This is a genomic window from Streptomyces sp. NPDC028298 (genome assembly GCF_055565895.1).
Genome location: NZ_JBVHTL010000009.1, coordinates 221,568 through 232,945, shown reverse-complemented (window position 1 = coordinate 232,945; position 11,378 = coordinate 221,568). Strand labels below are relative to the sequence as shown.

The window sequence follows — 11,378 nt, the reverse complement described above, 5'->3', positions numbered from 1 at the left end:
CGGCGCCCTTCTCACGTCGTAGAGTTGCGCGCACGCCATCCACCAAGATCGACCGATACGAGGCTCCTACCGTGCGCCGACGCTCACTCCTTCTCTCCGTACCCGCTGGACTGGTCACGCTCGCCGGATGCGGTGACGACGGCAAGTCAGACACGGCGAAGTCCAGCAAGACCCCGTCGCCCTCGGCTTCGGCCGCGGCGTCCGCGCCGCCTCCGCCGAAGATCGTCGACGGTCCGCTGCCGGCGATCACGGCCGGTACGAAGTTCGGTGAGAAGCCGACGGTGGCCAAGGGCACGGGGGAGCCGTCGAAGGATCTCGCGGTCCGGACGGTGATCGCGGGGAACGGCAAGACGGTCGCGGAGAACGACTACATCCAGGCCAACTACCTGGGTCAGATCTGGGCCACGGCGAAGGTCTTCGACAACTCCTACGACCGGGGGACGCCGCTGGTGATCCAGTTGGCGCAGGGCGGGATCATCGACGGCTGGCGTTACGGCCTGGTCGGCAAGAAGACCGGCAGCCGGGTCGAGATGGCGGTGCCGCCGACCTGGGGTTACGGCTCGGAGGGCAACGCGCAGGCGGGTATCAAGGGCACGGACACGCTGGTGTTCGTGGTGGACATCGAGGACACGTTCAACTCGAAGAGTTCCGCCAAGGGCAAGGACGTGCCGCAGAAGGACGCCTCGCTGCCGACGGTCGGCACGAACACGGACGGTTCGGCTCCCAAGATCACGGTGCCGAAGAAGGACGCTCCGACGAAGCTCGTGGCGAACTACGTGATCGAGGGCGACGGCGACGAGGTCAAGGCCGACAGCAGTGTCCTGGTGCAGTACGAGGGTGTGCTGTGGGACAGCGGCAAGGAGTTCGACTCGACGTACAAGCGTGGTCAGCTCACGTCGTTCTCGCTGCAGCAGGTCGTCAAGGGCTGGGCGCAGGGGCTGACGGGCAAGAAGGTGGGCAGCCGCGTCCTCATCGTGATTCCGCCGGCTCTGGGCTACGGCGACAACCCGCCGGCCGGCAGCGGTATCAAGAAGGACTCCACGCTGGTGTTCTCGGTCGACATCCTGGCGAAGATGTAAACCCTCCGGGGATGTAAGACTGTCCGTGTTGTCCTTACGTACACAAAGCAGGAGCAAAGACGTGAGCATCGAGAAGCCCGAGATCGATTTCCCCGAGGGCGCGCCGCCGGCGGACCTTGAGATCAAGGACATCTGGGAGGGCGACGGCCCCGAGGCCAAGTCGGGTCAGAACGTCACGGTGCACTACGTGGGTGTGTCGTTCAGCACCGGCGAGGAGTTCGACGCGAGCTGGAACCGGGGCGAGCCGTTCCGTTTCCCGCTCGGCGGCGGCCGTGTCATCAAGGGCTGGGACAAGGGCGTGCAGGGCATGAAGGTCGGCGGCCGTCGCCGGCTGACCATCCCCGCGCACCTCGCCTACGGCAACCAGAGCCCGACCCCGGCGATCAAGCCGGGTGAGACGCTGATCTTCGTGGTCGACCTGATCGCGGTCTGATCACGGCGGACCGGATCCGGTCCGGATGGGATCATCCGGGGCCCATGCCCGTCCGGGCATGGGCCCTCGGCTTTTGCCACGCCACTCCGGAGCGGTACGGTCATCGGTCGGAAGCACCATAGGAAGGGCGTCGATGGCCATTGCCAAGGCCGAGCGGCTGATGAACCTCGCACTGTGTCTGCTCGGGACGCGGCGGCCGCTCAGCAAGCGGGAACTCCGCGAGTCCATCGAGGCCTATCTGGAAGCCGGATCGGACGACAGCTTCAACCGGATGTTCGAGCGGGACAAGGACGATCTGCGCGAACTCGGCCTGGTCATCGAGACGGTGGAGAACCTCGACGGCGAGGTCGGCTATCTCGCCCGCCGCGACAGCAACCGCCTGCCGCCGATCACCCTCGACGCCGAGGAGGCCGCCGCCCTCGGTCTGGCCGCCAAGGTCTGGCAGCAGGCCCGCCTCGCCGGGGCCGCTAGCGGCGCGCTCCAGAAGCTGCGCGCCGCGGGTCTGCCCGAGGACGTGGACCCGTACGGATCCCATGGCGCCCTCGAACCGCACATCCCCGTGCACGAGGCGGCCTTCGAGCCGCTCATGCTCGCCTGCCGCGACCGCCGCCCGGTCGTCTTCGACTACCGCAAGGCCAACGCCGCGCAGCCCGGGACCCGGCACGTGGAGCCGTGGGCCCTGGAGTGCTGGCGCGGCCACTGGTATCTCGCGGGCTGGGACCGCGACCGCGGCGCCGAACGCGTCTTCAGGCTCTCCCGGATCACCGGCAAGGTCCGCGCCCGTGCGGGCAAGTACACCGCCGAGGTCCCGGACGTGGTGACCGTGCGCGAGACGGTGGCCGGCTGGGCGGGGGAGATCACCGACCGCTCCGCGCTGATCCGGCTGCGGTCCGGCGCCGGCTACCCGCTGCGCGCCAAGGCCGTCTCGGTGCGGGAACTGGGCGGGGGCTGGGACGAGTTGGAGATTCCGTACGGGCACGGTCTGGACGCCTTGCTGGTGGAGTTCGGGCCGGACGTGGTGGTCGTGGAGCCCGCCGAACTGCGGGCCGATGTGGTCGACCGGCTGCGCGCCGTGGCCAAGGGCTGAGGGGAAAGTAAGAAAGTGGCAGGAAAACCGGCCAGGCCCACGAACGCGATCGACCAGACCCGGCGGATGCTGTCCCTGGTGACGTATCTGCGCGAGCGCCCCGGCGCCCACGTCAGTGACGTGGCCCGTGCCTTCGGGATCACCGAGGACGAGCTGATCTCCGACCTCGACGTGCTGCCGTTGTGCGGGACGAGTTTCCGCGGCGGGGATCTGCTCGACATCGACACCGACGGCGACCGGATCTGGTGGCACAACCCGGACGACGTCGCCGAGCCGCTGCGGATCGCCGCCGACGAGGCGACCGCGCTGCTGGTGGCCGCCCGCGCGGTGTCCACCCTGCCCGGCCTGCGCGAGGGCGACCGGCAGGCGTTGCTGCGGGCCACCGCGAAGGTGGAGGCCGCGTCCGGCGAGGCGGCCGGTGCCAGCTCCCGGCTGTCGGTGACCTTCGAGTCCGAGGGCGGCGTCTTCGCCGACGTGGACCGGGCGATCTCGGAGCGGCGCCGGCTGTGGATCCGCTACTACTCGCCCTCGCGGGACGAGCTCAGCGAACGCGAGATCGACCCGATCCGCCTGGTCAGCGTCGGTCACACCTATGTGGAGGCCTGGTGCCGCCGCTCCGAGGCGCGCCGCACCTTCCGGCTCGACCGGGTCGCCGAGATCCGCATCCTGGACGAGCCGTCCGCGCCGCCCGAGATCGAGCTGCGGGACCTGTCCGAGGGGCTCGTCCAGCCCGCGGCCGAGGATCCGGAGGTCGTGGTCGAGGTGGGTCCCGGCGGACGCTGGGTCGCCGAGTACTACCCGCACGACAGCGCGGATGAGCTGCCGGACGGCGGGCTGCGTATCACCTTGCGGACCCCCGACCCCGCCTCGCTGCGGCGGCTGGCCCTGCGTCTCGGCGGTGACGGCCGGATCGTCTCGCCGCAGGCTCTCGCGGACAGCGCCCGCAGCGCGGCCCGCGAGGCGCTCGCCGCCTACGACGGTCCCGGCGGGCCCGGGGTCCAGGACAGTCCGTACGAGGGGCGGGAGCAGGGGCTTTGAGGACGCCGACGTCTGGTGCGCAGGGAAGGCCGGGTGGCCCGGATAAGCCGGGTTCCGTACGGCGGGCGGGTGGGACCGGACGTGCCGGGTCGGCCGCGGGCTCCGCGGCGCGCGCCGGGTCGATCCCGGGCGGGCCGGAGATGTCGGTGGGGACCGCCTTCGCCGGGATGCGCAGGGTCGTCGAGGTCATGTTCAAGGCCGCCTGCCCCGACTGCCGGGCCGGTTTCGAGCTCACGCCCGGTGCCCTGCGCCTGGCCATCGGCGCCAGCAGCCGTACGACGTTCTACTCGTTCACCTGCCCCGCGTGCGGGTCGGCGGTCCGCAAGCCGGCGGGGGAACGCATCGTCGAACTGCTCACCGGGGGCGGGGTCCGCACACTGCGGCTGCACTCCACCCTCTAGGGTCGAGGTCATGTTCTGGCCGATGTTTGCGATCGCCGCGGGTTTCCTGGGAATCACCGTGCTCGGGATCCTCGCCGTCCGTGTCTTCCTGGAAGCGGAGCGTCTGGGCCGCCAGGTGGCCGATTCCGCGCGCCGTATCAGCACCGCCTCCGAGGACCTGGAAAGGGCCACCGTCGCGGCGGCACGCTCCATGGATACGGTATGAGTCGTTCCATGGATGCGTAATGCGTCACGCCAGCCTGTCGACTTGGTGCGGGGGCCAGGTACGCTCATGGACGCGGCCCGGAGAATGAGGCGCGGGCCGCGAACTGGGAGTACGCACAGGGATTGCCCCGCGTTCACCCCTGAGCGTTACGATCGCTGACATCACGATGATCGGACACATGTCCGATCGATCGGCCAGCACCCCGACCATGCAGCCTCGGTGAGAAGGTAAAGACTTATGTTCGGAAGGCTCGGAGCTCCCGAGATCATTCTCATCCTCGTCGTCATCATCCTGCTGTTCGGCGCGAAGAAGCTTCCGGACATGGCGCGCTCCCTCGGCAAGTCCGCCCGGATCCTCAAGAGCGAGGCCAAGGCGATGAAGGAAGAGGGCAGCAGCCCGGCCCCGGCCGGTCCGCCCGCCGACGAGCAGCAGCCCCCCGCGCAGCGCACCATCCAGGCGGCCCCCGGCGACGTGACCAGCTCGCGCCCGGTCAACGAGCCGACGGACACCACCCAGCGCTGACGCAGGGCCGGTGACCTCCGGCCCGCCGCATGAGATGAGGATGTGGGTTGCTCACGTCTGCCCGCAACACGGAGAAGGACCCCGAGGGGCGCATGCCCCTCGCGGACCATCTTCGCGAGCTCCGCAACCGGCTCGCGAAGGCGGTGCTGGCCATCGTCCTCGTGACGGTCGTCGCGGCCTTCTACTACAACGACATCATCAACTTCTTCACCAAGCCGGTCCTCGACTCCGTCGGGTGCCCGGAGACGTTCGCCGAACTGGCGAAGCAGCCCAAGAACCACCAGTGCGCGCAGATCACCATCAACGGTCTGCTCGCCCCGTTCACCCTGGCGCTGAAGGTCTCCCTGATGGCGGGCGTCGTGCTCGCCTCGCCGGTCTGGCTCTACCAGCTCTGGGCGTTCGTCGCCCCGGGTCTGCACAGGAGTGAGAAGAAGTACGCGTACGCGTTCGTCGGCACCGGCGTCCCGCTGTTCCTCGGCGGCGCGTTCTTCGCCTACAAGGTGCTTCCCACCACGGCGAAGGTCCTGATGGAGTTCACGCCGGACGGCGTGAACAACCTCCTGCCGCTGGACGACCTGCTCGACCTGGTCACGCGCATGGTCGTCGTGTTCGGTCTCTCCTTCGAGCTGCCCCTGCTGCTGGTGATGCTGAACCTCACGGGCATCCTCACCGGCAAGCGCATGCTCGGCTGGTGGCGCGGCATGATCATCGGCATCACGGTCTTCGCCGCCGTCGCCACGCCCAGCACCGACCCGCTGACGATGCTCGCGCTCGCCGGGCCGATCTGGATCCTGTACTTCGGCGCGGTCCTCTTCTCCCTGCTCAACGACCGGCGCAAGCGCCGGCGCGACGAGTCCGGTCCCGCCGACGACGAGGCCTCCGAGCTCGACCTCACCCCTGAGGACATCGGCGGCGTCGAGAGCGTGTCGCCGCCCCGCCGGACCCTTCCGGAGCAGGCCACGACGGACCGGGTCAACGGTTATGACGACGTGACCTGACGGAGCCCGTGACCTCGTAGGGTCACCCTGTGACCAGCGAGATCACCCTCATAGTCAACCCCACCGCGGGCCGCGGCCGGGGCGCCCGCGCGGCGCTTCCGGCCGCTTCGGCTTTGCGTGCCGCGGGATTCTCCGTCGAGACGGTCCAGGGCGAGGACCCGGCGGACGCCCTGGCGCGGGCGCGCGAGGCGGTCGCCGGCGGCACCGGCGCGCTCGTCGCGGTCGGCGGGGACGGCATGGCGAACCTGGCCCTCCAGGCCGTCGCCGGAACCCGTACCCCCTTCGGACTGGTCGCCGCCGGCACCGGCAACGACTTCGCGCGGGCCCTCGGCCTGCCCGTGGGCGACCCGGCGGCCGCGGGCCGCATGATCGCCGAGGCGCTGAAGGGCGAGCGGCTGCGCGAGGTCGACCTGGGCCGGGTGAACGGCACCTGGTTCGGAACCGTCCTGGCCTCCGGGTTCGACTCCCGGGTCAACGACCGCGGGAACCGGATGCGTCTGCCCGTGGGCCGTTTCAAGTACGACGTCGCCATGGTCGCCGAACTGGCCGCCTTCCGGCCCGTCCCGTACCGCATCACGCTCGACGGCGGCGAGACGCTGGAGACCGAGGCGACGCTGGTGGCCGTCGGCAACGGATCGTCGTACGGCGGCGGCATGAGGATCTGTCCCGGCGCCAGCCTCGGCGACGGACTGTTCGACATCACGGTGGTCGGGGACTGCTCCCGCTCCACCCTGCTCAAGATCTTCCCCCGCGTCTACAAGGGCACCCACGTCGGCCATCCCGTGGTGAGCGTGCTGCGGGCGGCCAAGGTCGAACTCCTCGCCGAGGACGTCACCGGCTACGCGGACGGGGAGCCGCTGGGCCCGCTGCCGCTCACGGCGGAGTGCGTACGGGGCGCGGTGCGCGTCGCACTTCCCTGAGCTGCGGGGATCCGGGGTTTCACAGCCGCTTATCCGGATAATGATCGTCCTTGTGTCAGTGCCTCCCGGTAGTCTCGAAAGCACGATGACAGAGGACCTCTCACCGGCCGAGCGGTATGCGGCAGCACGCAGGCGCGCTGCCGAGCAGGCCACCGCGCTCGCCTCCTTCCGCGAGATGTACGACTTCGGCCTCGACCCCTTCCAGATCGAGGCCTGCCAGGCGCTCGAAGCGGGCAAGGGTGTGCTGGTGGCCGCGCCCACCGGCTCGGGCAAGACGATCGTCGGCGAGTTCGCCGTCCACCTCGCCCTCCAGCAGGGCAAGAAGTGCTTCTACACCACGCCGATCAAGGCGCTCTCCAACCAGAAGTACGCCGACCTGTGCCGCCGCTACGGCGCGGACAAGGTCGGCCTGCTCACCGGCGACAACAGCGTCAACTCCGAGGCACCGGTGGTCGTCATGACCACCGAGGTCCTGCGGAACATGCTGTACGCGGGCTCGCAGACCCTTCTCGGCCTCGGCTACGTGGTGATGGACGAGGTGCACTACCTCTCCGACCGCTTCCGTGGCGCCGTCTGGGAGGAAGTGATCATCCACCTCCCCGAGTCGGTGACCCTGGTGTCGCTCTCGGCGACGGTGTCGAACGCCGAGGAGTTCGGCGACTGGCTGGACACCGTGCGCGGCGACACCCAGGTGATCGTCTCCGAGCACCGGCCCGTCCCGCTGTTCCAGCACGTGCTGGCCGGGCGGCGGATGTACGACCTCTTCGAGGAGGGCGAGGGCCAGCGCAAGGCCGTCAACCCCGACCTCACGCGCATGGCGCGCATGGAGGCGAGCCGTCCCTCGTACCAGGACCGCAGACGCGGCCGCGCGATGCGCGAGGCCGACCGGGAGCGTGAGCGCAGACAGCGTTCGCGGATCTGGACGCCGGGCCGGCCCGAGGTCATCGAGCGGCTCGACGCCGAAGGGCTGCTGCCCGCCATCACGTTCATCTTCAGCCGCGCGGCCTGCGAGGCCGCCGTGCAGCAGTGCCTGTACGCGGGTCTGCGGCTGAACGACGACGCGGCGCGCGCCCGGGTGCGTGAACTCGTCGAGGAGCGCACCGCCTCCATCCCGGACGAGGACCTGCACGTCCTCGGCTACTTCGAGTGGCTGGAGGGTCTGGAGCGCGGCATCGCCGCCCACCACGCGGGCATGCTGCCCACGTTCAAGGAGGTCGTCGAGGAACTCTTCGTGCGCGGCCTCGTCAAGGCCGTCTTCGCGACGGAGACGCTCGCGCTGGGCATCAACATGCCGGCCCGCTCGGTGGTGCTGGAAAAGCTCGTCAAGTGGAACGGCGAGCAGCACGCCGACATCACCCCCGGTGAGTACACCCAGCTCACGGGCCGGGCCGGCCGCCGCGGCATCGATGTCGAGGGTCACGCGGTCGTGCTGTGGCAGCGCGGCTTCAGCCCCGAGCACCTCGCGGGACTCGCGGGCACCCGCACCTATCCGCTGCGCTCCAGCTTCAAGCCCTCGTACAACATGGCGGTGAACCTGGTCGAGCAGTTCGGCCGGCACCGCTCGCGCGAGCTGCTGGAGACGTCGTTCGCGCAGTTCCAGGCCGACAAGTCGGTCGTCGGGATCTCCCGGCAGGTGCAGCGCAACGAGGAGGGCCTCGAAGGCTACAAGGAGTCGATGACCTGCCATCTCGGGGACTTCGACGCGTACATGGGGCTGCGCCGCGAACTGAAGGACCGTGAGACCGAGCTGGCGCGGCAGGGGATGTCCGAGCGCCGTGCCGAGGCGGCCGTCGCCCTGGAGAAGCTCAAGCCGGGTGACGTCATCCATGTGCCGACCGGCAAGTACGCGGGACTGGCGCTGGTGCTCGATCCCGGGCTGCCCGCGGGCCGGTCGAACGGCCACCGCGGGTTCGAGCAGCACGACGGGCCGCGTCCGTTGGTGCTCACCGCCGAGCGCCAGGTGAAGCGGCTGGCGTCGATGGACTTCCCGGTGCCGGTCGAGGCGCTCGACCGGATGCGGATCCCCAAGTCCTTCAACCCCCGTTCGCCGCAGTCCCGCAGAGACCTCGCCTCGGCGCTGCGCACGAAGGCGGGGCACATCGTCCCGGACCGGCACCGCAAGCGGCGCTCCGAGGCCGCCGACGACCGTGAGATCGCCCGGCTGCGCACGGCGATCCGCGCGCACCCCTGCCACGGCTGCAACGACCGCGAGGACCACGCCCGTTGGGCCGAGCGGTATCACCGGCTCAAGCGCGACACCTCTCAGCTCGAGCGCCGTATCGAGGGCCGGACGAACACCATCGCCCGTACCTTCGACCGGATCGTGGCCCTGCTCACCGAGCTGGACTATCTGCGCGGCGACGAGGTCACCGAGCACGGCAAGCGGCTCGCCCGGCTGTACGGCGAACTCGACCTGCTGGCCAGCGAATGCCTGCGCGCCGGCGTCTGGGACGGGCTCTCCCCGGCCGAACTGGCCGCCTGTGTATCGGCGTTGGTGTACGAGTCCCGGGTCGCCGACGACGCGATGGCGCCGAAGGTGCCGTCCGGCAAGGCCAAGGCCGCCCTGGGTGAGATGGTGCGCATCTGGGGCCGGCTGGACGCGCTGGAGGAGGACTTCCGGATCAACCAGACGGAGGGCGTGGGCCAGCGCGAGCCGGACCTCGGCTTCGCCTGGGCCGCCCACGAGTGGGCGTCCGGCAAGGGCCTGGACGAGGTGCTGCGCGAGGCCGAGATGCCCGCCGGTGACTTCGTGCGCTGGTGCAAGCAGGTCATCGACGTCCTCGGCCAGATCGCGGCCGCGGCGCCCGTCTCGGGCGGCGAGAGGTCGACGGTCGCGAAGAACGCCCGCAAGGCGGTCGAGGCCCTGCTGCGCGGGGTCGTGGCCTACTCGTCGGTCGGCTGACCGACGGCGGTCCGCACCCCGCGCCCGTCGCGGCGGGGTGCGGTCAGCGGGCCTGCCGGCCGTCCAGGTAGGCGCGCCAGCCGCCGTGGCGGGTGATGTCCGGCGCGCCGTCCAGCGCGCCCGGTTCGCAGAGGAAGCCGGGTACGTGCGTGCCATCGGCGAGTTCGACGCTGCCCAGGGCCATCGGGCGGGGGAGCGTGGCCAGCAGCCGTCCCAGGCCGTCGGCGGGCAGGCTCCACACCTCGGCCTCGACGGCGGCGCCGCCCGCGCCGACATGGACGAGTCCCGGCTTGGGCGGAGTGGTCGCCAGGGCGTGCAGACGGTAGACGGCGGCGGTGGTCGTCGTACGTTCCAGGCGGGCGCCCAGGGAGAGCAACTGCGGGTTCAGCGGCAGGCCGGACAGATGCGCTCCCACCACGGCGAGGCGGGTCGGCGGTTCCAGGAGGCGGGCGATCCGGGCGAGGCGTTCGTCGGTGAACGCCGGGCCGATCAGCATCACCCCGAAGGGATGTCCCGCGGGTGTCCGACCGGCCGGGACGGCGACCGCCGCCAGGTCGAACAGGTTCGTCGAGTTGGTGAAGCGGCCCAGACGGGCGTTGGCGCCCAGGGGGTCGGCGGCGACCTCGGCGAGGGTGGGATGGCCGGGGGCGGTCGGCAGGAGCAGCGCGTCGGCGTCGGCCAGTTCCGCCAGGGCACGGGCGCGCAGGGAGGCCAGCCGCTCCTGGTCCGCGTAGAGCTGGTGGGCCGGGACGTCCCGCGCGCGGGTGATGATCCCGGCGACGGTCGGGTCGAGCCCGGCACCCCCCTCGGAGATCTGCTTGTCGACAAAGCTCCCCACCGCGGTGTAGCGCTCGGCGACGAACGCGCCCTCGTAGAGCATCGCGGCGGCCTCGGTGAACGGGGCGAGGTCGAGGGTGCGCACGTCCGCACCCGCCGCGACGAGCGCGCGCACCGCCGCCTCGTAGGCCTCCGCCCAGCCCTCGTCCAGTTCGCCGAGCTGTGCCGTCGGCGGGACGGCGACGCGCCACGGGCCGGGCGCGCGCTGTGCCAGGGGCGGCAGTTCGCGTCCGGAGGGGGACGTGAGGTGGGCGAGGGCCTGCTCGGCCTCCGGGAGGGTGCGGGCGAACACGGTCACGCAGTCCAGGGAGGCGCAGGCCGGGACGACGCCGGTGGCCGGCACCAGGCCGCGGGTCGGCTTGAGGCCGACGACGCCGTTGAAGGCGGCGGGCACGCGGCCCGAGCCGGCGGTGTCCGTGCCGAGCGCGAGGTCGGCGATGCCGAGGGCCACCGCCACGGCCGATCCCGAGCTGGAGCCGCCGCTGATCCTTTCCGGGTCCAGGGCTCCCCGGACGGCGCCGTACGGGGAGCGGGTGCCGACCAGGCCGGTGGCGAACTGGTCCATGTTGGTGGTGCCGAGCACGAGGGCTCCGGCCGCCCGGAGGCGGGCGACCGCGGGGGCGTCGGCCTCGGGGGTGTAGGCGTAGGCCGGGCAGCCGGCGGTGGTGGGCAGGCCGGCCACGTCGATGTTGCCCTTCACGGCGAGGAGCCGGCCGGCGAGCGGGAGGCGCTCTCCGGCGGCGACCCGCTCGTCCACGGCACGGGCCTCGCGCTCGGCCTCCGCCCGGGGGCGCAGGTCGATCCAGATCTCGGGGCGGTCCAGGGCCTCGATACGGGCGTACGCCAGGCGGACTCGGGTGAGGACGGACATCGCAGCTCCTGGTGACGGAGGTCGTGAGCGGGCGGAGAGGGGGCGATCGGGCGGGGCCGGCGGTCAGGGGGCGATCGGGCGGGGC

The 11,378-nt window shown here is 71.1% G+C and carries 11 protein-coding genes; 10 read left to right on the top strand and 1 reads right to left on the bottom strand.

Annotated elements, in window-relative coordinates; translation table 11 throughout:
• The first annotated feature begins 71 nt into the window (after positions 1 to 71).
• The 10 genes from ACZ4TO_RS33870 (at position 72) to ACZ4TO_RS33825 (ending at position 9,585) form a co-directional block, all read left to right on the top strand.
• Positions 72 to 1,079: an FKBP-type peptidyl-prolyl cis-trans isomerase gene (locus ACZ4TO_RS33870; RefSeq protein WP_382789179.1), complete on the top strand. Its 1,008-nt coding sequence runs from the start codon at positions 72 to 74 to the stop codon at positions 1,077 to 1,079.
• 61 nt (positions 1,080 to 1,140) lie between these two features.
• Complete coding sequence (locus ACZ4TO_RS33865; protein ID WP_382789176.1) at positions 1,141 to 1,512, top strand: FKBP-type peptidyl-prolyl cis-trans isomerase; 372 nt, start codon at positions 1,141 to 1,143, stop codon at positions 1,510 to 1,512.
• A 133-nt stretch (positions 1,513 to 1,645) separates the two neighbouring features.
• Positions 1,646 to 2,599 (top strand): helix-turn-helix transcriptional regulator, encoded by a 954-nt coding sequence (locus tag ACZ4TO_RS33860; protein WP_382789173.1) that lies wholly within the window; start codon positions 1,646 to 1,648, stop codon positions 2,597 to 2,599.
• 15 nt (positions 2,600 to 2,614) lie between these two features.
• Entirely contained in the window at positions 2,615 to 3,637 is a 1,023-nt protein-coding gene (locus ACZ4TO_RS33855; RefSeq protein ID WP_382789170.1) for a helix-turn-helix transcriptional regulator, read from the top strand.
• Between the two features lie 140 nt (positions 3,638 to 3,777).
• Positions 3,778 to 4,038 (top strand): hypothetical protein, encoded by a 261-nt coding sequence (locus ACZ4TO_RS33850; RefSeq protein WP_103553753.1) that lies wholly within the window; start codon positions 3,778 to 3,780, stop codon positions 4,036 to 4,038.
• Positions 4,039 to 4,048: 10 nt separating this feature from the next.
• Positions 4,049 to 4,243, top strand: a complete 195-nt coding sequence (locus ACZ4TO_RS33845; protein ID WP_382789167.1) for a hypothetical protein — start codon at positions 4,049 to 4,051, stop codon at positions 4,241 to 4,243.
• A gap of 237 nt (positions 4,244 to 4,480) precedes the next feature.
• The gene (tatA, locus tag ACZ4TO_RS33840; RefSeq protein WP_382789164.1) at positions 4,481 to 4,765 is read left to right on the top strand and encodes a Sec-independent protein translocase subunit TatA; all 285 of its coding nucleotides are present in this window, start codon (positions 4,481 to 4,483) and stop codon (positions 4,763 to 4,765) included.
• A 47-nt stretch (positions 4,766 to 4,812) separates the two neighbouring features.
• Positions 4,813 to 5,763: a twin-arginine translocase subunit TatC gene (tatC, locus tag ACZ4TO_RS33835; protein WP_382789162.1), complete on the top strand. Its 951-nt coding sequence runs from the start codon at positions 4,813 to 4,815 to the stop codon at positions 5,761 to 5,763.
• 29 nt (positions 5,764 to 5,792) lie between these two features.
• Positions 5,793 to 6,683: a diacylglycerol kinase gene (locus ACZ4TO_RS33830; protein WP_385042559.1), complete on the top strand. Its 891-nt coding sequence runs from the start codon at positions 5,793 to 5,795 to the stop codon at positions 6,681 to 6,683.
• Between the two features lie 40 nt (positions 6,684 to 6,723).
• A complete protein-coding gene (locus ACZ4TO_RS33825; RefSeq protein WP_382789156.1) occupies positions 6,724 to 9,585 on the top strand; it encodes a DEAD/DEAH box helicase in 2,862 nt (953 codons plus the stop codon).
• A gap of 43 nt (positions 9,586 to 9,628) precedes the next feature.
• Here ACZ4TO_RS33825 and atzF read toward each other — a convergent pair whose 3' ends face one another.
• Complete coding sequence (atzF, locus tag ACZ4TO_RS33820) at positions 9,629 to 11,293, bottom strand: allophanate hydrolase (protein WP_468026219.1); 1,665 nt, start codon at positions 11,291 to 11,293, stop codon at positions 9,629 to 9,631.
• Positions 11,294 to 11,378 lie beyond the last annotated feature (85 nt).

Bases quoted from the DNA above. Each gene is read 5' to 3' on its own strand.
- ACZ4TO_RS33860 (WP_382789173.1), top strand. From the start codon at position 1,646: ATGGCCATTGCCAAGGCCGAGCGGCTGATGAACCTCGCACTGTGTCTG.
- ACZ4TO_RS33850 (WP_103553753.1), top strand. From the start codon at position 3,778: ATGTCGGTGGGGACCGCCTTCGCCGGGATGCGCAGGGTCGTCGAGGTC.
- ACZ4TO_RS33845 (WP_382789167.1), top strand. From the start codon at position 4,049: ATGTTCTGGCCGATGTTTGCGATCGCCGCGGGTTTCCTGGGAATCACC.
- tatA (WP_382789164.1), top strand. From the start codon at position 4,481: ATGTTCGGAAGGCTCGGAGCTCCCGAGATCATTCTCATCCTCGTCGTC.
- ACZ4TO_RS33825 (WP_382789156.1), top strand. From the start codon at position 6,724: ATGATCGTCCTTGTGTCAGTGCCTCCCGGTAGTCTCGAAAGCACGATG.
- atzF (WP_468026219.1), bottom strand. From the start codon at position 11,293: ATGTCCGTCCTCACCCGAGTCCGCCTGGCGTACGCCCGTATCGAGGCC.